This is a genomic window from Bartonella henselae str. Houston-1, from assembly GCF_000046705.1.
Taxonomy (GTDB): Bacteria; Pseudomonadota; Alphaproteobacteria; order Rhizobiales; family Rhizobiaceae; genus Bartonella; species Bartonella henselae.
The window spans coordinates 150,028-173,612 of record NC_005956.1; the positions used below are offsets into that span (position 1 = coordinate 150,028).

Below are 23,585 nucleotides of genomic sequence, written 5' to 3' on the forward strand. Positions count from 1 at the left end.
AGTCCATATTGTAGTTTAAATCAGCAGGCAAAATTGTGTTTTGGTTTGTAAATTCCGCAGGTTGAGTGAAATTTTTTGTGCTCAGGTAAAGTATAAAATTTTTTCATTAGGTCCATTGAAAAAATGATTGAAACATTTGAAGATGCAAATGAGTACCTCTCAATGAGGTAATCAGAATGGAGTGCTGATATGGGTTGGACATGTGAACGCGTTGAACTTCTTAAGAAGTTTTGGAGTGAGGGGCTAAGCGCAAGTCAGATTGCAGCTCAGTTAGGTGGTGTTAGTAGGAATGCAGTGATTGGTAAAGTGCACCGATTAAAACTACCGGGACGTGGTAAAACAGCACAGGGGGGGGGGCGTGTACAAAAGGCACTTGTTGGGGTCAGTTCATCGCCTGTGCGGATGCGTCGCACACCATCGACAGTATTACCGACAAATACTGCTTCTTGCAGTGTTGGAGCGACAGCTTTAAAGGTGGATGTTGTAGTGGAGGATGTGACAGAAGTTGATTTGCCCGAAAAATCAAATGTGGTTGTACCTATATCACGTCAGCTTAATCTTTTGCAATTGAGTGAAAATACATGTAGGTGGCCAGTTGGGGATCCTTTATCACCAGATTTTCATTTTTGTGGTGCCGATTCTGGTGAGAATAGTCCTTATTGTGCCTTTCATGCTAAAATAGCATTTCAGCCAATCTCTGAAAGACGGCGGATAAGAATATAATATTTGTAATATAATCTACGTTGTATTCTATATCCTTATTATTAAATGTCAGCTTAAATGTTTTAGGGCATAAGACCATTAACTGGGGGTATAGATCACCAAAAATCTTTCTTTTAAAAAAATGCATTAATAGATTATCTGCTATGAGAAAGAAAAGTGCAAAGGTTATGCCTTAAGGAATGTAGAAATTTTCCCTTCCGAGAAACTCATTCAAGTTTTATTTTTTCGTGTTATTGAATAATAAGAGGCGGTGTTGTTCTAACTGGTGTTTTGATTGCGCAATGACCGGTAATATTTTATTGCGTGCGAAATGCTGCTAAACAAATGAAATTTAAAGAATTAGAGGATATACTCTATAAAGGCGTAAACCATTGTTCTCTTCATCGCCCCTTTTTAGTTGAGTTTTGTGACTTTCAAAAAAATCTACGACAATATCCTTTAAATCATGAAAATGAAATTGTATAGAGACTAACATTTTTATTTTCCGTGTGTCTTAAAGGAATAATTCCCTCATAAAGGATAGAATGCTATTTTGCTCTTTATCCATTGCGCTGATTTTAAAGAGATATGTTTTCCTGCTCTCAAGTCCTTTATCGTCTGTGAATATTATAAAGCGATATCTAAGGAGCTCTCATTTCTATGCTTATAAAGGTGCAATTCAGTATCATTATTTTCTTTGCTAGCTTTCAATGTATGATTTTTTTGCATTGAGACTGTTTATGAAAGGCATATTGAGTCTTTTTTTTAACCGTTTTTATTCAAATTTCGCTTCTCTTGTGATGTACAAGCAAAATTTTTTATGATTTACCATAAGAGAAAGCTGGAATGAGAAAGACTTTCTGTATTTGGTGCTTTCTCATTCAATATTGGGAAGAAGATAAATTATCTTTATAAATCAATCTTTTGTTTTTTAAGATTTCTTCTGTCATAATTGCTTTTTCGATTTTGGGTAGAATTTTTTTCTGATAAATCTGCCATGTTAAAGGACCGACATGTTTAGCAATAATGATGTTTTCTTTATTCAGAAGGAAGGTTTCTGGTGGTCCATAGACTCCCCAATTAATAGCCGTGTACCCTGAAACATCAAAGCCAATAAATTTAAAAGGATTACCAAAATTATTCAGAAAGCGTTGAGCATTTTCTTTATTATCTTTATAATTAATACCAATAAGGTCAAAACGTTGATCTTGCGCAATCTTCATAAGAAGAGGATGTTCCTCGCGACAAGATGGGCACCAAGAACCCCAAAAATTGATCAATGTTACGCGCCCTTTAAATTGATCTGAATTAAGGAGATAATTTTCATTATCAAAGAGAGGAAGACTTATTTTTGGGGCCAGTTTTTCAGCCAATGTGTTTGGGAGAAGAGAAGTATCATTGGGGTGTTTGCTCTGCATAAAGTAGAATAAAAACATAAGAAGAAGGAGAAAAAACACAAATGGTCCCACAAGATCAAAGAAGAGAGGCAAAGATATATTTTTTTCAGGTTTTGGAGGGGTGATTTTCATGATATTTTTCTTTCCGAAACAGCTCTTTTTTGTTCAGCTGTTGTAGGATTTTTTTTTGGTATAAAGTCTTGCAAAAAATGTATCCAATAAAACACAGCAGAGAGATTGCAGAAAAAATGTAACTCAGAATAACAATTTGTTTGTGATGAAGAGTACCAAGGAAAAAATCAATTTGCTGAGAGAGATTTCCTAAAAATCCACTGTGCATGTTATGGAAGTCGAACATGATTAACGAGTCCTAGTGTTGTGCACGACGGGCTTTTTTGATCTGAAGTATTTGGATATGACGACTATTGATTTCGTTACGCATAGCCATCAAATAAAGCGAAATAAACATAAAGCTAAAACACAATAGCATTGTTATAAGGGGCCATAACATAGCACGTTCAATTGTTGGGCCTCCTGCACGTAAAAGTGATGCTGATTGATGAAGTGTATTCCACCAATTGACGGAAAATTTAATAATGGGAATATTTACAAGTCCAACGAGTGTCAGAATTGCGGTAGCGCGTGCAGCTTTTGCTTGGTTATTAAAAGCGCGAGCAAGCATGACAATGGCAAGGTAGATAAAAAGCAGGATCAAAACTGATGTTAACCGTGCATCCCATACCCACCATGTTCCCCATGTAGGACGTCCCCAAAGTGCACCTGTCACTAGGGCCAAGGCTGTAAAAATTGCTCCAATGGGTGCGCCACATTTGAGTGTCACATCAGCAAGATGATACTTCCAAATCAGGCTTCCTAAAGCAGCAGCACTTATTATGATGTAACAACATGTAGAAAGCCAAGCGAATGGTGCATGAATGTACATAATCTTGACGGTGATCCCCTGTTGATAGTCATCAGGAGAATATATAATCAAAATAAATCCTAAGATAAGAAGACACAATGTTATACCGATTAACCAAGGCAAAACGGCACTGCTTATTTTCATGAAACGGGTAAAACTTGCAGGAAGCGTGTTCATTTTATGTGTGTGAAATGTTTCATTCATGAAATTTATAATAGGCAGAGTTTTGTTGTGCAGCAATCATCTTTTATTATTCTGATAAAAGTTTGAGTGTTATAGCTGCAATAAAGGAGCTAAAAAGACTCAAAAGAAGTGAAAAACCGATAAGAAGAGTCAAAGAAGTGAGAAAAGAGACATTTGGGTTTGTTGGAGCTGTAGCAGCGGAAACGCCAAAAATCATGATTGGAATAATCCACGGTAAGATTATGATAAAAATGAGAAGAGTACTATGCAACAATGATGTTGCAAGAGCAGCTCCGATAGCGCCAATAAAAATAATAGCTGGTGTTCCACATAAGAGAGTGAGTATTGTTGTAAAAGTTATTATTGCATCTAAATGGAGCATGAATGCTAAAAAAGGAGTGGCAAAAATAAGAGGAAGCATAGTTCCTACCCAATGGGCAAGGCATTTGGTTAATACGATCAGTGTAAAACTTTGTCTTTGTCCAGAAAGGATGAATTGGTCAAGATTTCCATCATCATGATCGGTTTGAAAAAGCTTATTGAGATTAAGAAGTCCTGCGAGAAGAGCTCCCAGCCATAATATACCTGGACCTATTTGTGAAAGAACTTTAGGATTTGGCCCAATGGCGAAGGGGATTATCATAATAATAGCAATGAAAAACAAAAGCCCTTTTAACGAGGAAGCTTGTGGTGCTAAGGTTAATTTAAGATCACGCCAGAACAGTGCTTTCATTGTATTTTCTCCTGGGGAGGTAAAAATTTTTCCAAGGTAATTTTATGGTTTTCTGGAATGCCGAGAGGACTATGGGTTGCAGCGATAATCATACCACCTTGGTTGAGATGGTACTGGAAAATATTGGTAAGGAGAGTTTGGGCGTAGCTATCAATTCCCGATATTGGTTCATCTAAAATCCAAACAGGACGGTAAGATAGTAAAAGGCGGGCAATAGCTATACGCCTTTTTTGCCCGGTTGATAGAACGTTAAAGGGTACGTGTTCAAGATCAGAAAGACCAATATCTGCAAGGACTTCGTGTGGAGAGTGTAGAGGTTGCCCATAAAATGCTGACCAAAATTGCAAGTTGTCGATGACCGATAAGAAAGGTTTCATAGCATTTTGAGGTCCAAGATAATGACATGCTGTTGCTACAGGATATATTTGTTCCTGGTCTTTAAGACTTACATGACCTTCAGCAGCTTTAAATAGCCCAGCAATGATTCTGAGTAATGTAGATTTCCCAATCCCATTTGGTCCTGTGATTGTCATAAGTTGTTGTGGGAATAAACAAAAAGAAAGACCTTGGAACAGAACATCTTCGTTTCTGTAAGCTGTCAAATCTTTGCCCGATAACACCATGTGATTACCTATTTTACCTTTATTTCTATAATCTTTATTGCATTATAGGATAAAAAACACGTTATTTTATATAATTGTACCTAGAATAGTTCTAGAAATAGTTCTATAAACGATGTGTTACATCAATATCTGGTGTAGAATGGTTTTTGACGCTGATTTCCGAGTTTGCCGATGGGAAGGTGAAGGGGGAGAAATGGATAGCGGAGGTAATTGCGTCTGCGCTCAAGCTTCGACCTTAACTCGTAGTTTGTGTTGTTCATTCCAGGAAATTAGGTGTTTTGTAGTATGAGGGTGAGCAGTCATGACTCAAATTGATAGCTTTAATTGTCGCAGAACTTTAGATGTGAGTGGTAAAGAATATACTTATTATAGTTTGATTGAAGCAGAGAAAAATGGACTTAAAGGCATTTCTCATTTGCCGTTTTCGATGAAAGTTATTCTTGAAAATTTATTACGGTTTGAAGATGGCCGCACAGTTAATAAAGAGGATATTTTAAACGTTGCAAAATGGCTAAAAGACAAGGGTAGTGCTGGTGCAGAAATTGCTTATCGTCCTGCGCGTGTTCTTATGCAAGATTTTACTGGTGTTCCTGCAGTTGTTGACTTGTCTGCGATGCGCGACGCTATGGTCAAACTTGGAGGAAATGCTGAAAAAATCAATCCTCTCATTCCTGTTGATCTTATCATTGATCACTCAATTATCGTTGATGCTTTTGGTAATCCTATGGCATTTAAAGAAAATGTTGAGCATGAGTATGAACGTAATAGTGAACGCTATCGTTTCCTTAAGTGGGGGCAGCAAGCTTTTCAAAATTTTCGCGTTGTTCCTCCAGGAACAGGGATTTGTCATCAAGTTAACCTAGAATATTTAGCACAGTGCGTGTGGATGAAGGGTGATGAAAAATATCAGACGGTTTATCCTGATACCTGTGTAGGAACTGATTCTCATACAACTATGGTGAATGGTTTGGGTGTTTTGGGTTGGGGGGTCGGTGGTATTGAAGCAGAAGCGGCAATGTTAGGTCAGCCCGTTTCTATGTTGTTGCCTGAAGTGATTGGTTTCCATTTAACCGGTAAACTTAAAGAAGGTGTAACGGCTACTGATCTAGTTTTGATGGTGACACAAATTTTACGTAAAAAGGGTGTTGTCGGTAAATTTGTTGAGTTTTTTGGTCCTGGTCTGGAGCACATGACGCTTGCTGATCGGGCGACAATTGCAAATATGGCACCTGAATATGGGGCAACATGTGGTTTTTTCCCAATTGATAGGGAAACAGTGCGTTATCTTAATATGACAGGACGCAATGAAAATCGGATCGCGTTAGTGGAAGCTTATGCCAAAGCACAAGGGATGTGGCATGACGAAATGGGAACCGATCCGGTTTTTAGTGATACAATTGAATTAGATATGGGAAGCGTTGTGCCTTCTATGGCTGGTCCTAAACGTCCTGAGGGACGTATTGCGTTGGAAACTGTTGGGCAGGGTTTTGAAAAAGCATTGGTTGAGGATTATAAGAAGGCTTTTGGTCAAGATGACCGTTATCGTGTTGAGGGAGAGAAATACACGCTTCGACATGGCGATGTGGTCATTGCTGCAATTACTTCCTGTACAAATACATCAAATCCGAGTGTTCTTATTGCAGCAGGTCTTTTGGCGCGTAATGCTGTGGCGAAAGGTCTCAAGAGTAAACCATGGGTTAAGACTTCTCTTGCGCCTGGTTCGCAAGTTGTGGCAGCCTATCTTCACAATTCAGGTCTGCAAAAAGATTTGGATGTACTAGGATTTAACTTAGTAGGGTTTGGTTGCACGACATGTATTGGGAATTCTGGTCCTTTATACCCATCTATTTCTAAAGCGATTAATGATAATGGTCTCATCGCAGCTGCGGTTCTTTCAGGAAATCGTAATTTTGAAGGCCGTGTTTCACCTGATGTGCAGGCGAATTATTTAGCTTCACCACCTTTGGTTGTTGCACATGCTCTGGCTGGAACAGTACGTAAAGATTTAACCAAGGAGCCTCTTGGCGAAGGTTCAGACGGTCAGCCAGTTTATTTAAGAGATATTTGGCCAACTTCTAAAGAAATACAGGAGTTTATCGAAAAGAATGTCACACGTAAGATTTTTACTGAAAAATACGCAGATGTTTTTAAGGGAGATGAAAATTGGCAAAAAGTTCGAGTTCCTACGGAGGCTACCTATTCCTGGGATGAGCAATCAACATATGTGCGTAATCCACCTTATTTCGATAATATGCGGAAAGTTCCTGATGCCTTGTCAGACATTAAAAACGCACGAATCTTAGGTTTGTTTGGTGATAAAATCACAACGGATCATATTTCTCCTGCTGGTTCCATTAAGGTTGATTCTCCTGCTGGAAAATATTTGACTAATCATGGTGTTAAAGTAGCTGATTTTAACCAATATGGAACGCGTCGTGGGAACCATGAAGTTATGATGCGTGGAACCTTTGCAAATATTCGTATTCGTAACTTCATGCTAGGAGAAAATGGTCGTGAAGGAGGCTATACAGTTCATTATCCATCAGGGACAGAACAAGCGATTTACGATGCAGCAATGGCATATAAACGGGAAGGTATTCCGCTTGTTGTTTTTGCTGGTATTGAATATGGTAATGGATCATCTCGTGATTGGGCGGCTAAGGGCACCAATCTTCTTGGTGTAAAAGCAGTTATTGCTCAGTCTTTTGAGCGGATTCATCGTTCTAATCTTGTTGGTATGGGAATTGTTCCCTTTGTGTTTGAAGAGGGTGAAAGCTGGCAGTCTTTGGGCTTAAAAGGAGATGAAAAGGTAACGATTGAAGGGATTCATAATTTAAAACCTCGTCAAAAGATTGTCGCCACAATTACTTTTTCTGATGGAACGGTAAAAACTGTTCCATTATTATGCCGTGTCGATACTGAAGATGAATTGGACTATCTGCATCACGGTGGTATTTTGCAATATGTTTTGCGTAATCTGGCAGTTTAAATCGCATTTGTTTGTTTAGGAGTGTCTTCAAAATCTTTAGTTGGGCGTCAAGGAGTTTGTTTTCATTTTTTGTGTCCATTTTTGAGAATTCGATTGACGTTGGCTGTAGAATTGCGTTATAAACTGGCCAGTTATCGGCAACTTTATAATTTAATTTAGATGTGTTTATGTTGGTAGAGATATCCGTTGTGCATTCCTACCGATGAGTAAGAGAGAGGTATTTATGGCGAATACACCTTCGGCTCAAAAAGCGGTGCGAAAGGTTGCTGCGCGTACGCAGGTTAATCGAGCTCGCCGTTCACGTGTTCGTACCTTCATGCGTAAGTTTGATGATGCTTTGGCTGGTGGCGATAGAGCCTCTGCGGAAGTGGCATTTAAGAATTTTGAACCTGAGATTATGCGTGCAGTTTCCAAAGGGGTCTTTCATAAAAATGCTGCAGCACGAAAAGTATCGCGTTTAGCAAAACGTTTGAAGGCACTGAGCGTTTAAGCTTTTTTTATTTTTTCGAAAATCATACCAGCATTCTCTATGGATGCTGGTTTTTTTATTACTACTCTTTATTAAGAGAAGAGATATTTGATGATTCTCCATAGAAAGCTAGAGAAGATTTGTAGAAATTATATGGTTATCCACAAGCTGTGTGGATTTTTACAGAGTCTTTTTTGTCAAGCTTTTTTATTTTTTTTTTTTAATCTGAAGAGATTCTTTATTATTGGTAAATTTAGAGAAAAAAAAGTGAATTGAATCAATTATTTTTCTCATTCTTTGTTTATTATCAGCAGGTTTATAACGGTTTGTAGGAGTTTTTGATTTTATTTTGACCTCTTGCATTTTACCTCTGGTGTTTTGTATGGTTCTTTTCGAGATAAAAAACAAACAGGGGTCATATCAGCCGCATTATCTCGTGTTATGTTGAATGTAAGACTTTGATTTAGGCTGTTGTGGGCTCTCGTATTAGATAGGTTGTCTGACGGTTTTTTTAGTTTTCTTGACTGGTGTGTTTTTCATTTTAGAAGAATGGATCATATCATGAATGCAAGTAAGTCTTATTGGTCATCTTTATTAGTGGGGTTGTGATGAGATTATCCTAGGGGGCGGGATGATAATCTTATTTGGGGTAGGGCGTTTTGCCTTTGCTAAGTTGATTTTAGCTGTTTGGCGAGACAAAGTTTTTGTTTTTATCGGGATGAAAGATGGTGGATAAATTGAACTCTAAAGCTAGCTCCTTTAAAAGGGTTTCGGTGGATATCCTGTCGGCAGAGAGAATAATAAAGGCTAATATGACGGATGTAGATAGTAAAGTTGTTGGAAATGCTTCTTTAGAGCATCCGGTTATTTCAGAAGAGGAGGGTGCAGCGGCTTTTGCACGTGTTATGGCACAATTAAAGGCGCAGGTTGGTATCGAGGCTTATACCAGTTGGTTTGGTCGTTTAAAGCTTGCAGAATATAGCCGTAATCTTGTAAAGCTCTCTGTTCCTACAGCATTTTTGCGTTCTTGGATTAATAATCACTATGGTTCTCTTTTAACCAATTTATGGAAACAGGAGAATTCAGCGATTCTTCGTGTTGAAGTGATTGTTCGAGGTATGAAGCGCGTTTCAAAAGCTGTCGTTTGTGGTAAGAATGCAGCTCCTGTTGTTCTTGAAGAGAAGACAGCTTCGTCTTTTCTTGAGAATTATACAGAACATTCAGTAAGAGGTGTTGAAGCAGGGATTTTTGGTTCCCCTCTTGATTCTCGCTATACTTTTGAAAGTTTTGTTGAGGGATCTTCTAACCGTGTTGCATTAGCTGCAGCGCGTTCCATTGCAGAGGGGCATAAAAGTGCTTTGCGCTTTAATCCTCTTTTTATTCATGCGTCTGTTGGTTTAGGAAAAACACATTTGCTTCAGGCCATTGCGGCTGCTGCATTGAAGCGTTTAAAGCCTGCACGAGTTATTTATTTGACCGCTGAATATTTTATGTGGCGTTTTGCGACCGCTATTCGTGATAATGATGCTCTTTCTTTTAAAGAACAGCTTCGTGATATTGATCTTTTGATTATTGATGATATGCAATTTTTGCAAGGAAAGTCGATACAGAACGAATTTTGTCATTTGCTCAACATGCTGCTTGATAGTGCAAAACAAGTTGTTGTTGCTGCAGATCGTCCACCATCAGAGTTGGAATCCCTAGATCTTCGGGTTCGGTCTCGACTTCAAGGGGGTGTTGCTCTTGAAATTGAAGCACCAGATTATGAAATGCGTTTGGAAATGTTGCGCCAACGGTTAAAGGTGGCGCAACAAGATGACAACATGATTGTAATTTCAGATGAGGTTTTGCAGTATATTGCTAAAACGATTTTGGGTTCAGGGCGTGATATTGAAGGAGCCTTTAATCAGTTGTTGTTTCGTCAGTCTTTCGAATCTGATTTGTCTTTGGAAAGGATTGATGAATTTTTGGGTCATTTGACACGTTCAGGTGAATCTAAGCGTATTCGAATTGAAGAAATTCAGCGCGCGGTTGCTCGCCATTATAATGTTTCTAAGCAAGATTTATTATCTAATCGTCGGACGCGTACAGTCGTAAAGCCGCGACAAGTTGCGATGTATTTGGCAAAAATGTTAACGCCTCGTTCGTTGCCAGAAATTGGGCGTCGTTTTGGAGGACGTGATCATACGACAGTTTTACATGCTGTCCGTAAAATTGAAGATTTGGTTTGTGATGATCAGACATTAGCCAAAGAACTTGAATTGCTTAAACGGTTAATTGGAGAGCAGGCTGCATAGCGTTTATAACTTTCCCTCTGTTTATCGAAAGTATTGCAGAGGGATTAATAAGAGGGGGCTATTTTTGCTTATACAAGAGTCACTTGCCATTTTAAGAGAGGTTGAATAAAGTCCAATAAATGATTCTTTCAAGTGGGTCTGTTATTTTTAATTTGAGAATTTCTATAATTCTGTATGAATTATAATGGGGATTTTTATGCGTATTACAGTTGATCGTAATCAGCTTCTCAAGTCTCTTGGTCGTGTTCACCGTGTGGTTGAGCGTCGTAATACTGTTCCCATTTTATCGAATGTGTTAATTGATGCGGACAAGAACGGTGTGCAATTAAAAGCGACAGACCTTGATTTAGAGGTTACAGAATCTTTTGTGGCCAATATAAAGCAAGAGGGAGCAATAACTGTTCCAGCCCATTTGTTGTATGACATAGTTCGCAAGCTTCCTGATGGCAGTGAAATTGTATTATCAGTTGATATGAATCAGGCGAGTACGATGTCTGTTGTTTCTGGTTGTGCTAATTTTCAGCTTCAGTGCCTTCCCAAAGTAGATTTTCCAGAATCTCTTCCAGGACAGTTCGGTTACCGTTTTTCTTTATCGACGTCAGGCTTGAAGCATTTGCTTGATTGTACGCAATTTGCTATTTCTACTGAAGAGACCCGTTATTACCTTAATGGGATTTATTTTCATGTTATTGATGATGGTGTTCTCAAGCTGCGTTTAGTGGCAACAGATGGTCATCGTTTAGCGCAAGTTGATATGGAAGCTCCTTCAGGGGTTGAAGGTATGCCTGGTGTCATTGTTCCTCGTAAAACTGTAGGAGAGTTGCAAAAGCTTCTTTCTGAAGAAGTTGATGAGGATGTTTGTGTAGAACTTTCAGAAACAAAAATTCGTTTTTCTATAGGTTCTGTGGTTTTTACCTCCAAGTTGATTGATGGAACATTCCCAGAGTATCAACGTGTTATCCCGCTTGGAAATGATAAAAAATTAATTGTCAACAGACAGGATTTTTCTTCTGCAGTTGATCGTGTTTCTACGATTTCAAGTGATCGCGGGCGTGCAGTGAAGTTAACAATTGAGCAAGGGCAATTAAAGCTTATTGTTCATAATCCTGATTCGGGAAGCGCAGAAGATCAATTAGCGGTGACTTACACATCTGATCCACTTGAGATAGGGTTTAATTCGCGTTATCTTTTGGATATTGCTGGACAACTTTCGAGTGATGAGATGGTTTTTATGCTGGCAGAAGCTGGAGCTCCAGCTCTGATTAGAAATAATGGTGTTGCAGATGCGCTTTATGTGCTGATGCCTATTCGTGTTTAGGGGCTATTGTTTTGCAATGCATGGCTGGTCATGTGCACAAAGTGGCAGTGAGGCAGCTAAAGCTTTTGCGTTATCGCAATTATTTTTCCTTTAATATTCGTTTTTCAGGTCAGCATGTGGTTTTTACTGGCCATAATGGTTCTGGTAAGACGAATCTTTTAGAAGCGTTATCTTTTCTTTCTCCTGGTCGTGGTTTACGGCGTGCTGCTTATTCTGATGTTAGCTTTGCAAATGGTGGAGGTGAAGGGTTTGTTGTATTTGCGCGTCTTGAATGTGCTCTTTATGGTGAAGTGAATATTGGTACAGCTTTAGAAATGAGTGATAACAGTCGAAAAGTACATATTAATGGTGTGAATGAGACAGGTGATTGCTTAACAGATTATTGTCATATGAGTATTTTAACTCCTTCTATGGATGGGCTTTTCACAGGTTCTTCACTAGAGCGTCGTCGTTTTTTGGATCGTATGGTTTTGGCAATTGATCCTTTGCATAGTCGCCGCATAGCAGATTATGATAGAGTTATGCGTGCACGCAATCGTTTGTTTTTGGATGGAAATGAAGATTGTGCTTGGTTTGATGCTTTAGAAAAACAGATGGCAGAATTGGCGACGGCTATTTCTGCGGCACGTATCGATGTTATTCGGCTTTTAAATGACATGCTTGCACGAACGCCATCTCAGCTGCCTTTTCCACGGGCTTTTTTGCAAATTGATGGTTTTTTAGAAGCAGCTCTGAGTAAAATATCAGCGGTTGAGGTTGAAGAACAATTTTGTGATCGGTTACAGCATAATCGTGCGATAGATCGTGCTGCTGGGCGGACATTAGAAGGACCACATCGCACAGATTTGCAGGTTTTTTATGCTGATAAAAATATGGCAGCAGCGTCTTGTTCGACAGGTGAACAGAAAGCTTTGCTGACAGGTTTGGTTTTATGTCATGCGCGTTTAACAGGTCTGATGTCAGAGAGGACACCTATTCTCCTTCTTGATGAAATAGTTGCGCATCTTGATTCTCATCGGCGTGCTGCTTTATTTGATATTCTTGATGATTTAGGGGGGCAAACATTTATGACAGGAACAGATCCCATTTTATTTAACGCCTTGAAAGGGAGAGCAGAATTTTTTGCGATTAAGGATGGAACTTTGTTACAGTAAAAACATGCTGAAAGTTTTTTTAAGGTGATAATCAAGAAGAAGCGATTATGTCTATGATTATAACGATTTTAAATGGTCCTAATTTAAATTTTCTCGGTAAACGTGAACCGGAAATTTATGGCACGGAGACTTTAAAAGATATTGAACAATTTTGCAAGGAATGTGCAACAAGGCTTGGCGTAAGAATACACTTTTATCAAAGCAACTATGAGGGACAATTGGTAGAGTGGATACAGGAGGCGATTGGAGTAAGTGCAGGATTGATCATAAACCCCGCTGCTTATAGTCATACTTCTGTTGCAATTCTTGATGCATTAAAGATGTTTACGGGGACAAAAGTAGAGGTTCATTTGTCTCATATTTATCACCGTGAAGCTTTCCGTCACCATTCTTATACGTCTGCGGCTGTGGATGCTGTCATTGCTGGCTGTGGGGGTGATGGATATTGGCTTGCACTTGAATATATTGTTAAGCGATTTAATCGTAATAAATAAAAAGCAATGTTGGATAAGAGGAATATGGGCATTGAATTTACTTGATAATTATTTTTCGAATAAGTAAGATATTATCACTGTTTTTATTGCAACTTCCAGTGTGTATGACGGGGGTAGGTGAAGATGAAAAACTTTGTTAGACAATTAGAAATACTTGCAGTTTTAGGTGGTCTGCTACTTATTTCTGGTTGTAAAATTGATGTTCTTCAACCTTCGGGATACGTTGCGCGCCAACAGCTTATTTTGATTACTGTTTGTGTGCTTGTTATGCTTTGCGTTGTCATTCCGGTAATGGTAAGCGTAGTATTTCTAGCTATCAAGTATCGTGCTTCGAATACAGCGGCAGATTATTTACCTGATTGGGGGCATTCCAATAAAATTGAAGCATTTATGTGGGGTATTCCAATTGTTATTGTAACGATTTTAGGTTTATTAACAGCTTATTACACCTATAAGCTTGAGCCTACGAATTCTCTTCCTGTGGATGTTGTTGGTGAAGAGAAGCCTTTACAAGTTGACGTTGTAGCTCTTGATTGGAAATGGCTCTTTATTTATCCGGGATATGGTGTTGCATCGATCAATGAAATTTATGCACCTAAAGGTCGTCAGGTTTTGTTGCAGTTGACATCAGAGAATTCTGTTAATGCCTTTTGGGTGCCAAAGCTTGGCACGGTTCTTTATGCTATGCCACAGATGAATGCTAAATTGCATTTGGTAGCGGAAGAGCAAGGAATATTCAAAGGAAGTTCGGCAAATTACAGTGGCGATGGTTTTGCAGGTATGCGGTTTAAATGGCATTCTGTATCTTCGCAGGATTTTGACAAGTGGATTGCTAAAGTTCGGGCTAATGGTCAAATACTTGATCGAGCCTCTTATCGGCAGCTTACTATTGCACCTCGTATGGGAGATAGTACTGCAAAGGAAAAAGATGCTGAAGTGCGTTATTTTGCACCTGTCGAGAAGCGGCTTTACTACCGGGTTGTTAATCGATGTGTTGATGAAAATACGGTATGTAATGAAGACTTAATGAAGCGTGCTGCGGCTCAGACACTGTGGGGAGCACTATGTTCAGTTTTTGATGCTGATGTTATTTAGAGTATCGATCGAGAAAAAGTCTTTTTAAAAGGAAGGTTTTTTAAAACTGGGGTTTCATTTTTATAGGTTGAGAAATGTTTGGAAGACTTACAGATCCTACGGCAGGTGCTTTTCATGCGCTTACACATGAACCGATTGTTTTGTACACATGTATTGCGATTGTTTTAGGTGGTCTAATTGTTGTTCTTGCTTTGACAATATTGGGATGGTGGGGAGTTTTGTGGCGAAATTGGATCACAACAGTCGACCATAAACGTATCGGTATTATGTATATCATTCTTGGGATTATCATGCTTGTTCGTGGTTTTGCTGATGCGATTATGATGCGAACACATCAGGCTTTTGCGCTTGGGAGTGAAACGGCGGGATATTTGCCACCAGAGCATTTTGATCAGATTTTTTCGGCCCATGGCGTTATTATGATTTTTTTCATGGCTACGCCTATTTTATTTGGTCTTTTCAATTATCTTATACCACTTCAAATTGGCGCCCGCGATGTTGCTTTTCCCTTTGCAAATAATTTAGGTTTTTGGATTACTGCTGCCGGGGCAATATTGATTAATATATCATTAGGTGTTGGTAATTTTGGTCGTGGTGGTTGGCTGATGTATCCACCTTTTTCAGAGTTGCAAGGGAGTCCAGATACAGGTGTAGACTATTATTTGTGGTCACTTCAACTTTCTGGTATTGCAACGACGATGGGAGCAATCAATTTTGTTGCAACTATTATTAAAATGCGTGCTCCTGGAATGACGATGATGAGAATGCCCGTTTTTTGTTGGAGCGCTTTCGTTAGCAATGTCCTTATTTTAGTTATTTATCCTGTCTTAGCTGTAGCATTCGCACTCTTGGCGTGTGATCGTTATTTGGGCATGAATTTTTTTACCAATGTTGGTGGTGGAAATCCCATGGTATGGATTAACTATGTTTGGATTTTTGGTCATCCTGAAGTTTATGTTTTAGTTGTTCCTGCTTTTGGGATTGTTTCGGAAGTTGTGTCAACGTTCTCTTCAAAACGCCTTTTTGGTCATACGTCAATGGTATGGGCAATGTTGGTTATTTTAATTCTTTCGCTTCTTGTTTGGGGTCATCATTTCTTCACAATGGGTGGAGGTGAAGCTGTGAATACTTTCTTTGGTATCGCAACGATGATCATTGCCGTTCCAACAGGTGTAAAAGTCTTTAATTGGTTGTTGACTATGTATAAAGGTCGAATTCGCTTTGAGCCTCCTATGCTTTGGTGCATGGGAATGATCTTTACATTCGTTGGGGGTGGATTAACGGGTGTTTTGATGTCTATTGTACCTGCTGACTGGCAATTTCATAATTCGCTGTTTTTGGTAGCTCATTTCCATCATACAATTATTGGGGGGGTCGTTTTTGCTTATTTAGCTGGGCTTGCTTTTTGGTTTCCAAAAGTTTTTGGTTATAAACCAAATCGGGCACTAGGTATTGCATCTTTTTGGTGTTGGTTTATTGGTTTTCATCTTGCTTTTTTTCCAGTCTATGCACTTGGTTTAATGGGTGCAACGCGTCGTCTCCAACATTACATGGAACCTAGTTGGCAGCCGATGTTTATGATTGCTGCACTGGGCGCTTTTATTATCTTGCTTGGTATCCTTTGTTTTGTGCTACAAGTTGTTTTGGCAATCTGGTATGGTATTAAGCATAAGGGACGTTTACCGGTAACATTAAATGATTCTTGGGGTGACGCACGTACGCTTGAGTGGTTTACCTCTTCACCACCTCCTTCTTATAATTTTGCAGTGATTCCAAAGGTGCAATCTGACGATGCTTATTGGAATATGAAGAAGAATGGTTATCAACGTCAGATAAATGGGTTTTCAAAAATCCATATGCCATCAAATACCTCAGCTGGAATTATTGCGGGGTTCTTCTCATTAGTCCTTGGTTTTGCGCTTGTTTGGCATATTTGGTGGCTTGTTGTGATTGGGTTTATTGGTTTTATTGCAACAATTGTGTGTCATTCGTTAACGGGTGATCACCATGGTTACTACATTTCAGCTGAAGAAGTACAAAAAACTGAGGATGCTTTTACAGCTGTTCTGAAAGAGCAGGGAGTAACAGTATGAGTGCGACGACAATGGATAATGCTCACGTTGATGAGCATCATCACGACAGTAGCTCGATAATGACATTTGGTTTTTGGGTTTATATTCTTTCAGATTTGATCCTATTCTCGACACTTTTTTCAAGTTTTGCTGTTTTTTCTGCTTCTTATGGCGGAGGAAAAGCGGGCAATGAGTTTATTGATTTAAACTTTGTTTTGGTTGAAACCGCCATCTTGTTGCTTTCATCAATTACTTATGGGTTTGTAATGATTCAAGCGCATAAAGGTAATATCGGTGGTGTGCGTTTATGGATGACTATTACCTTTGTGCTTGGATTGTTCTTTATTGGAATGGAAATTTACGAATTTCATGAACTTTTGAAAGAGGTATTCTATTACGATCCTGGTGCTTATGCTGGTATTGATCCTGCAACAGGTTTACAGCTTTTTGGAAAAGAAGTTTTATCAGCTTATTGGTCAGCATTTTTTGCTTTGGTTGGTACGCACGGTCTTCATGTAAGTGCTGGTCTTCTCTGGATGATAGTGATGTTTTTTCATATCCATCATTGTGGCTTAGATCAGGATAATAAAACACGTTTGGCATGTCTTTCAATTTTCTGGCATTTACTCGATATTGTGTGGGTTGGTGTTTTCACAATGGTTTATCTTTTAGGAGCATTGTAATGAGCATGCATAACGAAACACATAATCCCAGTACTAGTTCCTATTTAGTTGGCTTTATTCTGGCTGTATTTTTCACTTTAGGTTCTTTTATTCCTGTGATGTATGGAATGATGGACAGTTGGGCAATTAGCACAAAAGTTGTGTACCTTATTGGGATGGCAATTATTCAGATTATAGTGCAGATTATTTTCTTTTTGCATTTGAATTCTGGTCCGGATGCAAAATGGAATTTAAGCGCTTTGTGGTTTGCGGCCATCTGTGTTTTTGTTATTATTGGGGGTACTTGGTGGGCTATTTCACATTTGAATTATAATATGATGGGTGGTTCAGGACGTGTTGTTGAGCCGGAAATATCAGGAGGAACGAATCCTTCGGTGTCGGAGCAATTATCAGATATACAAGAAATAGAAAAGCATTTATCAGGTAAAGACATATCAGCACAGAAAGCGCCCGCTGTGCAGATACCTGTAGAGCCTGTACCAGGCTCTGAGATGCCTTTAGGGCAAGCGCCCACTGTGCAGACACCCATAGAGCCTATACCAGGCTCTGAGATACCTTTAGAACAAGCGCCTGCTGTGCAGACACCCATAGAGCCTGTACCAGGCTCTGAGATACCTTTAGGGCAAGCGCCCGCTGTACAGACACCTGTAGAGCTTGCACCAGGCGCTGAAATGCCCATGGAATAAGTGCCTAGCGGGTAGATTATTGTAAAGATTGGGTGGTTGCTGGGCAGAGATGCCCGTACTATATCATCAGATCTGTAAAGTTTTTGTACTGTGTAGATGCTTATGCGAAGCTAACGGTTGAGTGGCCATTTTGGGTTTTATCGTCACAATTTTGAGTATATTTTTATTTTAAATAAAGAAATCTATAGATGATTTAATAAAGCCTTATTGGGTTTCAAAAGAACAATCATTTTATAAATATACAAGCAGGAGTGTTTGCACAATTCAGTACAGAGAGAATGAGAGTATTTAAAAAGTCGTTTATAGTATGTTAAAGTAAAGTCATAAAGAACGGATGTTTCAGAGCGAGTTAATTGATATGAAAGTCTTTTATTTGAAGATTTTTGCAAAAATAACATACAATTAAACCAAAGATTTGAGAAATCATTAGGAAATTTAATGCATGCGGTTTCAATGACAATTATTGGTGCCGGTTCTTATGGTACTGCATTAGCCATTGTGCTTGCTCGTAATGGCCATCATGTTCTTCTATGGGGATATAATCCTCAGCATATCAGGGAATTACAGGAATATCGTTGTAACCAAGCATTTTTACCCGATGTTCAATTTCCTGATAATTTATGCCCTGAAGATTCGCTTGAAACTGCAATAAAGGCAAGCCGCAATATATTAATCGCTGTTCCAAGCCATGTATTTCATCAGGTATTGTACAATATTCGACCTTACTTGGATCAACATTCACGGATTATTTGGGCAACGAAAGGTTTGGAGCATGGTACTGGACGTCTCCTACAAGAAGTTGCTCGCGAAATTCTAGGTGATAAAATCCCTTTAGCTGTTTTTTCTGGACCAACTTTTGCTAAGGAGCTTGCTATTGGCTTGCCTACAGCAATTACGATAGCAGCTTCTGATACTGAATTTAGTGAAGAACTACAGCAACTTTTTCATTTTGATAAAAGCTTTAGAGTTTATAAAAATTCAGATATGATCGGTGTTCAATTAGGCGGAGCAGTCAAAAATGTCATTGCTATTGGTGCAGGAATATCAGATGGTATGGGATTTGGAGCAAATGCGCGAATAGCTCTCATCACGCGAGGATTAGCTGAAATTAGTCGCTTAGGCATTGCTATGGGTGCTGAGCTTTCAACATTTATGGGAATGACAGGTTTAGGTGATCTGGTTTTGACATGTACTGATAATCAGTCGCGCAACCGCCGTTTTGGAATGCTGCTTGGTCAAGGAGTGGATATAGAAGAAGCGAAAAAACAGATTGATCAAATTGTTGAAGGTTACTTAAATACTAAAGAAGTTCATATGCTAGCACAACGTATCAGGGTAGAAATGCCAATTACAGAGCAAATTTACCACGTGCTCTATTGTGGTAAAAGTGTATCCGAAGCGGCCAATGCATTACTAAGCCGTCAACTCAAAGATGAGATGTATGATACAGTACGCTTTTAAATTATTTAAATCTATGAAGGATATGGCCATAACATGAAAAAAACTGAGAAGAGATTACATTGATTATTTTATAAGACGGTAAGCTTTATCAAACTGGAAGCTTATAAGAGCCAGCATGTTTTGCCATATAATCTAAACATGAAAATTTTTATCATTATTTAAGTCATATATTTGAAAAAAATATCACACTATATGTATCATTTACCTAAGAGAAAGAGCCCAGTATAATTCTAAAACAGTATACAAGTAATCATTTTCTATTTTAAAAGGATTACGGAATAATTACTCTTCTTGAGCTTCTTCACTTTGTTTTAATTCTTCAAGGGTTGGCATAGACATGATGTTATAACCTGAATCAACATAATGAATTTCACCAGTAACCCCTGAAGATAAATCAGAAAGCAGGTAAAGAGCAGATTTTCCGATTTCATTAATGTTTACATTACGGCGTAGGGGTGCATTTCGACGTTGATACGAAAAAATTGCTCGTGCAGCTGCAATGCCATTGCCAGCTAATGTCCTAATAGGACCGGCTGAAATTGCATTAACACGGATATTTTGAGGACCAAAGTCGGCCGCTAAATAGCGCACCATAGCTTCTAAAGCAGCTTTAGCAACACCCATGATATTATAATTAGGGACAACTTGCTGTGAAGCGCCATAAGTGAGTGTTAAAAGTGTACCTCCATTAGGCATAAGTTTACCCGCACGCTGAGCAATTTCAGTAAAGGAATAAGCTGAAATAACCATTGTACGCTTAAAGTTTTCACGTGTTGTCACATCAACATAACGTCCTTTTAGTTGGGTCTTGTCTGAAAAACCAATAGCATGAACAACAAAGTCTATAGTTTTCCATTCTTTTTCAAGACGTTTAAAGACGCGGTCAACATTTTCAATTTTTTCAACGTCACACTCAAGTACTAATTTGCAGCCGATTTTTTCTGCTAATGGTTGAACACGTTTTCCAAAAGCCTCTCCTTGATAGGTAAATGCTAATTCAGCTCCTGCTTTTGCAAGTTGACATGCAATGCCCCAAGCAATTGAATGGTCATTTGCAACCCCCATAATAAGGCCACGTTTGCCCTCCATCAAACCTTTCATATTATTCTCCGTAAGACCGTACTTTTTTAATCAGCTAAGAGTTCCTATTTATCCATAACGTTGGAAAACGAGCGTTGCATTGGTACCGCCAAAGCCAAAGGTATTTGACAAGACAGTATTAAGTTGTTGATGATCACGGCGTTCACGAACAATTGGCATATCGGCAAAAGCTGGATCAAGCTCTTCAATATGGGCACTTTCGCAAATAAAATTATGATTCATCATTAACAGTGTATAGATTGCTTCTTGAACACCTGCTGCTCCCAAGGAATGACCAGTCAGAGATTTTGTGGCGGAAATTGGTGGACATTGATCACCTGCTCCAAAGATACGACGAATTGCTTCTATTTCAGGAGGATCCCCAACAGGCGTTGCTGTTGCATGAGGATTAATGTAATCAATTTTATTTTTCACGGTTGCAAGTGCCATGCGCATGCACCGCTCTGCTCCTTCTCCTGATGGAGCAACCATATCATGCCCATCAGATGTCGCACCATAACCAACAATTTCTCCATAGATTTTTGCACCACGTGCTTTAGCGCATTCTAGTTCTTCAAGAACCAAAACGCCAGCTCCACCTGCAATAACAAATCCATCCCGATGAGCATCATAAGCACGAGAAGCTTTTTCTGGTACGTCATTATATTTGCTGGACATAGCACCCATGGCATCAAACAAAACAGATAATGTCCAATCCAGATCTTCGCAGCCACCAGCAAAAATGCGATCCTGTTTGCCATATTGTATCATCTCATAGGCATTTCCAATACAATGATTAGAGGTAGCACAAGCAGAAGAGATTGAATAGTTCACTCCTTTAATTTTAAAAAAAGTTGCAAGTGTTGCGGATGCTGTAGAACTCATTGCTTTAGGTACGACAAAGGGGCCAACACGCTTTGGACTTTTTTGACGTGTAATGTCAGCAGCTTCAACGATTGACTGCGTTGAAGCTCCTCCAGAGCCCATAATAATCCCTGTGTGTTCATTGGATACTTCATGGGGCTCTAAACCCGCATCAGCAATTGCTTGATCCATGGCGATATGATTCCATGCCGTTCCGCGTCCATGAAAACGCAGAGCACGTCTATCAACAAGTTCTTCTATATTAATATCAGGTTTACCGTAAACTCTACTACGGAAGCCTAATTTAGCATACTGAGGTGCGTAAGAAATCCCGGATTTTGCTTCATATAAACTGGTTAAAACGGTTCCTGGGTTATTCCCAATCGCGGAGACAATTCCCATTCCGGTTACAACAACTCGACGCATTCATACCTCCTTGTTTCATACAGAATAATAAAATATACCCTCTTATGGAAATAATTTTTAGTCTTCTTTGAAGAGAGCAACGCGTAAATCACTCGCTTTATAAATGCTTTCTCCATCTGCTTTCACCCATCCATCGGCTATTCCCAAGACCAAATTTCCACGTCGAATACGCTTAAAATCTATTCCATATTCAAGAAGTTGGGTTTGTGGTGTTACCATACCTGATAATTTCACTTCGCCTGTTGATATAGCCCTCCCTTTTCCTGGTTCGCCTAACCAACCGAGAAAAAAACCTGTTAATTGCCACATGCCATCCAGACCAAGACACCCTGGCATGACGGGATCGCCTATAAAGTGACAATTAAAGAACCATAGGTCTGGAGTAATGTCAAATTCGGCGCGAAGCATCCCTTTATTGTATTCACCGCCAGTTTCATTGATTTCAGTGATTCGATGGATCATCAACATTGGTGGTGCTGGTAATTGTGCATTACCCTTACCAAACATTTCGCCGCGAGCGCAGCTTAGAAGCTCTTCATAAGTGTAGCGAGACTTTTGTTCAGCCATTGTTACTCCATTTATTTACGTATATTTTTCTTCTGCGCTTTTCCCCGACCTACTTTTAGAGCAAATTTTAAGGAGAGGGAAATGATTTTATATTAATTTTTAATGACAGCAGCCCTTTTTTATGTATCCTGTATGGGTAGTGATTTAAAATGGAATAAAAAATTATACTATACTGTCCCCATTTTTTTATGTTTTAATTTGACTGGAACAAAAGTACATTGTGGTTTGTAACATGTTAGTAAATACAGATAATTTAGGTTTTAATGAAGAAGAACAGTCTACAAAAGATTGTGGGAAAGTTGTAAGGTGTTATTCCATATCTATGTTAGAAAAGCATTTGCGTCAAAATGGTTTACGGCCAACACGCCAGCGGCTAGAGCTTGCTAATATGATTTTTTCGCAAGGCAACCGTCACATTGCTGCTGAAGAGCTCTATGAAGAAGCAATTAGATTAGGAGTTCCTGTGTCTTTAGCAACTGTTTACAATACGCTTCATCAATTTACAGAAGCGGGGTTGTTACGGATTATTGCCGTAGAAGGTTCTAAAACTTGGTTTGATACCAATACATCTGATCACTACCATTTTTATATAGAAGGCGAAAATCGTATACTTGATATTCCGTGCAATTTGGAAGAAGCTCCTATTATTGGAAATTTGCCGCAACCACCAGAGGATATGGAAATTTCCCATGTGGATTTAATAGTTCGGTTAAAACCAAAAAAATTGATCGGATGAAAGGATGGGGAGAATTCAAAAAGAGATAAAAATTAAACTGAGTTTGTTTAAAGATTCACCAACTGTTAATTTTTTCATCAGGATAGATTCCCCATAACTGTGATTGATAAACCCATCCACGGATATTATTAATGTTTAGTTCGCACCAGTATCCGTTGCAGTGGCGAATATTACCAATAACATTAGGTTCGACTTCTGCTACAACTTCTGCGTTGTCTGCTGGGCTTTTGCGGAGTATCAGCCTTTTTGTCTTATCTTTTTGCCATGGAATAGTTATAGCGGTCCGCTTTCCTGATAAAAGCGATTGATAAACCCAGCCTTCATCGCCTTCGGCATCACGAATTTTGCGCCATTGATCGTATTCTTGGATGATTTCAATAGGCAAACCCTGCTTTTTGTAGGTAAAGATGATAGCATAATCGCTTCCTGGTCCGACACGCACATTAACGCGGGTGGGCTTAATTGAAGCAAATCGCGGGAGTGGTAAACCACTTGGTCCTAGATTTTGATTCAGTGTTTGTGCGTGTAAAAAATCAAGTGAACTGAACACAAAGACTTCTGCCATTAAGAAACATGATGCGAGCAGTAAAAATCGAAACCAACGAGAATGTTGCACACTTAAAACCTTTATGTC

General features: G+C 39.1%; 22 protein-coding genes. 13 read left to right on the forward strand and 9 right to left on the reverse strand.

Going from position 1 to position 23,585, the window contains the following annotated elements:
- Positions 1–189: 189 nt before the first annotated feature.
- The gene (locus AYT27_RS00545) at positions 190–723 is read left to right on the forward strand and encodes a GcrA family cell cycle regulator (protein WP_011180067.1); all 534 of its coding nucleotides are present in this window, start codon (positions 190–192) and stop codon (positions 721–723) included.
- Positions 724–1,583: 860 nt separating this feature from the next.
- Here the strand turns inward: AYT27_RS00545 and AYT27_RS00550 are convergent.
- Genes AYT27_RS00550 through ccmA form a run of 5 tightly spaced genes read right to left on the reverse strand, consistent with a single transcriptional unit; the run spans position 1,584 to position 4,560 of the window.
- Entirely contained in the window at positions 1,584–2,231 is a 648-nt protein-coding gene (locus AYT27_RS00550) for a DsbE family thiol:disulfide interchange protein (RefSeq protein WP_011180068.1), read from the reverse strand.
- On the reverse strand, positions 2,206–2,457 hold the full coding sequence (locus AYT27_RS09090) for a hypothetical protein (RefSeq protein WP_011180069.1): 252 nt from the start codon (positions 2,455–2,457) through the stop codon (positions 2,206–2,208). The genes AYT27_RS00550 and AYT27_RS09090 overlap by 26 nt, the downstream gene beginning before the upstream one ends.
- A gap of 12 nt (positions 2,458–2,469) precedes the next feature.
- Positions 2,470–3,225, reverse strand: coding sequence for a heme ABC transporter permease (locus AYT27_RS00560; protein ID WP_011180070.1), 756 nt, complete (start codon positions 3,223–3,225; stop codon positions 2,470–2,472).
- A 46-nt stretch (positions 3,226–3,271) separates the two neighbouring features.
- Positions 3,272–3,937 carry a heme exporter protein CcmB gene (gene ccmB / locus AYT27_RS00565; protein ID WP_011180071.1) on the reverse strand — a complete coding sequence of 222 codons (666 nt, stop codon included), beginning with the start codon at positions 3,935–3,937 and terminating at the stop codon, positions 3,272–3,274.
- On the reverse strand, positions 3,934–4,560 hold the full coding sequence (ccmA, locus tag AYT27_RS00570) for a heme ABC exporter ATP-binding protein CcmA (RefSeq protein WP_011180072.1): 627 nt from the start codon (positions 4,558–4,560) through the stop codon (positions 3,934–3,936). Before ccmA ends, ccmB begins: the two co-directional genes overlap by 4 nt.
- A 301-nt stretch (positions 4,561–4,861) precedes the next feature.
- Between ccmA and acnA the strand changes: the two genes are divergently transcribed.
- The 11 genes from acnA to gpsA all read left to right on the forward strand — a co-directional run bounded on the left by acnA (position 4,862) and on the right by gpsA (position 19,278).
- On the forward strand, positions 4,862–7,549 hold the full coding sequence (gene acnA, locus AYT27_RS00575; RefSeq protein ID WP_011180073.1) for an aconitate hydratase AcnA: 2,688 nt from the start codon (positions 4,862–4,864) through the stop codon (positions 7,547–7,549).
- 223 nt (positions 7,550–7,772) lie between these two features.
- Positions 7,773–8,039: a 30S ribosomal protein S20 gene (rpsT, locus tag AYT27_RS00580; RefSeq protein ID WP_011180074.1), complete on the forward strand. Its 267-nt coding sequence runs from the start codon at positions 7,773–7,775 to the stop codon at positions 8,037–8,039.
- 704 nt (positions 8,040–8,743) lie between these two features.
- A complete protein-coding gene (dnaA, locus tag AYT27_RS00585) occupies positions 8,744–10,315 on the forward strand; it encodes a chromosomal replication initiator protein DnaA (protein ID WP_011180075.1) in 1,572 nt (523 codons plus the stop codon).
- A gap of 196 nt (positions 10,316–10,511) precedes the next feature.
- The gene (dnaN, locus tag AYT27_RS00590; RefSeq protein WP_011180076.1) at positions 10,512–11,633 is read left to right on the forward strand and encodes a DNA polymerase III subunit beta; all 1,122 of its coding nucleotides are present in this window, start codon (positions 10,512–10,514) and stop codon (positions 11,631–11,633) included.
- A gap of 20 nt (positions 11,634–11,653) precedes the next feature.
- Positions 11,654–12,787, forward strand: coding sequence for a DNA replication/repair protein RecF (recF, locus tag AYT27_RS00595; RefSeq protein WP_011180077.1), 1,134 nt, complete (start codon positions 11,654–11,656; stop codon positions 12,785–12,787).
- Between the two features lie 47 nt (positions 12,788–12,834).
- Positions 12,835–13,281, forward strand: coding sequence for a type II 3-dehydroquinate dehydratase (gene aroQ, locus AYT27_RS00600; protein ID WP_011180078.1), 447 nt, complete (start codon positions 12,835–12,837; stop codon positions 13,279–13,281).
- A gap of 123 nt (positions 13,282–13,404) precedes the next feature.
- The gene (cyoA, locus tag AYT27_RS00605) at positions 13,405–14,376 is read left to right on the forward strand and encodes a ubiquinol oxidase subunit II (RefSeq protein WP_011180079.1); all 972 of its coding nucleotides are present in this window, start codon (positions 13,405–13,407) and stop codon (positions 14,374–14,376) included.
- Between the two features lie 74 nt (positions 14,377–14,450).
- Positions 14,451–16,469 carry a cytochrome o ubiquinol oxidase subunit I gene (gene cyoB / locus AYT27_RS00610; protein ID WP_011180080.1) on the forward strand — a complete coding sequence of 673 codons (2,019 nt, stop codon included), beginning with the start codon at positions 14,451–14,453 and terminating at the stop codon, positions 16,467–16,469.
- Positions 16,466–17,131, forward strand: coding sequence for a cytochrome (ubi)quinol oxidase subunit III (locus AYT27_RS00615; RefSeq protein ID WP_011180081.1), 666 nt, complete (start codon positions 16,466–16,468; stop codon positions 17,129–17,131). The genes cyoB and AYT27_RS00615 overlap by 4 nt, the downstream gene beginning before the upstream one ends.
- The gene (gene cyoD, locus AYT27_RS00620) at positions 17,131–17,817 is read left to right on the forward strand and encodes a cytochrome o ubiquinol oxidase subunit IV (protein ID WP_011180082.1); all 687 of its coding nucleotides are present in this window, start codon (positions 17,131–17,133) and stop codon (positions 17,815–17,817) included. Before AYT27_RS00615 ends, cyoD begins: the two co-directional genes overlap by 1 nt.
- Positions 17,818–18,255: 438 nt before the next feature.
- The gene (gpsA, locus tag AYT27_RS00625; protein WP_011180083.1) at positions 18,256–19,278 is read left to right on the forward strand and encodes an NAD(P)H-dependent glycerol-3-phosphate dehydrogenase; all 1,023 of its coding nucleotides are present in this window, start codon (positions 18,256–18,258) and stop codon (positions 19,276–19,278) included.
- Positions 19,279–19,560: 282 nt separating this feature from the next.
- Here the strand turns inward: gpsA and fabI are convergent, their stop codons facing one another.
- The 3 genes from fabI to fabA are packed head-to-tail and all read right to left on the reverse strand — an operon-like array spanning position 19,561 to position 22,215.
- Positions 19,561–20,379: an enoyl-ACP reductase FabI gene (gene fabI, locus AYT27_RS00630; RefSeq protein WP_011180084.1), complete on the reverse strand. Its 819-nt coding sequence runs from the start codon at positions 20,377–20,379 to the stop codon at positions 19,561–19,563.
- 48 nt (positions 20,380–20,427) lie between these two features.
- Positions 20,428–21,648 (reverse strand): beta-ketoacyl-ACP synthase I, encoded by a 1,221-nt coding sequence (gene fabB, locus AYT27_RS00635; protein WP_011180085.1) that lies wholly within the window; start codon positions 21,646–21,648, stop codon positions 20,428–20,430.
- 57 nt (positions 21,649–21,705) lie between these two features.
- Complete coding sequence (fabA, locus tag AYT27_RS00640; protein WP_011180086.1) at positions 21,706–22,215, reverse strand: 3-hydroxyacyl-[acyl-carrier-protein] dehydratase FabA; 510 nt, start codon at positions 22,213–22,215, stop codon at positions 21,706–21,708.
- Between the two features lie 232 nt (positions 22,216–22,447).
- Between fabA and irrA the strand changes: the two genes are divergently transcribed.
- Positions 22,448–22,951, forward strand: coding sequence for an iron response transcriptional regulator IrrA (gene irrA / locus AYT27_RS00645; protein WP_011180087.1), 504 nt, complete (start codon positions 22,448–22,450; stop codon positions 22,949–22,951).
- 55 nt (positions 22,952–23,006) lie between these two features.
- On the opposite strand, the gene AYT27_RS00650 is transcribed toward irrA, so the two are convergent.
- Entirely contained in the window at positions 23,007–23,567 is a 561-nt protein-coding gene (locus AYT27_RS00650; RefSeq protein WP_011180088.1) for an SH3 domain-containing protein, read from the reverse strand.
- Positions 23,568–23,585: the final 18 nt, after the last annotated feature.

Bases quoted from the DNA above. Each gene is read 5' to 3' on its own strand.
- recF (WP_011180077.1), top strand. From the start codon at position 11,654: ATGGCTGGTCATGTGCACAAAGTGGCAGTGAGGCAGCTAAAGCTTTTG.
- ccmA (WP_011180072.1), bottom strand. From the start codon at position 4,560: ATGGTGTTATCGGGCAAAGATTTGACAGCTTACAGAAACGAAGATGTT.
- gpsA (WP_011180083.1), top strand. From the start codon at position 18,256: ATGCATGCGGTTTCAATGACAATTATTGGTGCCGGTTCTTATGGTACT.
- dnaA (WP_011180075.1), top strand. From the start codon at position 8,744: ATGGTGGATAAATTGAACTCTAAAGCTAGCTCCTTTAAAAGGGTTTCG.
- cyoA (WP_011180079.1), top strand. From the start codon at position 13,405: ATGAAAAACTTTGTTAGACAATTAGAAATACTTGCAGTTTTAGGTGGT.
- fabB (WP_011180085.1), bottom strand. From the start codon at position 21,648: ATGCGTCGAGTTGTTGTAACCGGAATGGGAATTGTCTCCGCGATTGGG.
- fabI (WP_011180084.1), bottom strand. From the start codon at position 20,379: ATGAAAGGTTTGATGGAGGGCAAACGTGGCCTTATTATGGGGGTTGCA.
- aroQ (WP_011180078.1), top strand. From the start codon at position 12,835: ATGTCTATGATTATAACGATTTTAAATGGTCCTAATTTAAATTTTCTC.
- ccmB (WP_011180071.1), bottom strand. From the start codon at position 3,937: ATGAAAGCACTGTTCTGGCGTGATCTTAAATTAACCTTAGCACCACAA.
- AYT27_RS00615 (WP_011180081.1), top strand. From the start codon at position 16,466: ATGAGTGCGACGACAATGGATAATGCTCACGTTGATGAGCATCATCAC.
- cyoB (WP_011180080.1), top strand. From the start codon at position 14,451: ATGTTTGGAAGACTTACAGATCCTACGGCAGGTGCTTTTCATGCGCTT.
- AYT27_RS00545 (WP_011180067.1), top strand. From the start codon at position 190: ATGGGTTGGACATGTGAACGCGTTGAACTTCTTAAGAAGTTTTGGAGT.
- cyoD (WP_011180082.1), top strand. From the start codon at position 17,131: ATGAGCATGCATAACGAAACACATAATCCCAGTACTAGTTCCTATTTA.
- irrA (WP_011180087.1), top strand. From the start codon at position 22,448: ATGTTAGTAAATACAGATAATTTAGGTTTTAATGAAGAAGAACAGTCT.
- fabA (WP_011180086.1), bottom strand. From the start codon at position 22,215: ATGGCTGAACAAAAGTCTCGCTACACTTATGAAGAGCTTCTAAGCTGC.
- AYT27_RS00560 (WP_011180070.1), bottom strand. From the start codon at position 3,225: ATGAATGAAACATTTCACACACATAAAATGAACACGCTTCCTGCAAGT.
- acnA (WP_011180073.1), top strand. From the start codon at position 4,862: ATGACTCAAATTGATAGCTTTAATTGTCGCAGAACTTTAGATGTGAGT.
- rpsT (WP_011180074.1), top strand. From the start codon at position 7,773: ATGGCGAATACACCTTCGGCTCAAAAAGCGGTGCGAAAGGTTGCTGCG.
- AYT27_RS09090 (WP_011180069.1), bottom strand. From the start codon at position 2,457: ATGTTCGACTTCCATAACATGCACAGTGGATTTTTAGGAAATCTCTCT.
- dnaN (WP_011180076.1), top strand. From the start codon at position 10,512: ATGCGTATTACAGTTGATCGTAATCAGCTTCTCAAGTCTCTTGGTCGT.
- AYT27_RS00550 (WP_011180068.1), bottom strand. From the start codon at position 2,231: ATGAAAATCACCCCTCCAAAACCTGAAAAAAATATATCTTTGCCTCTC.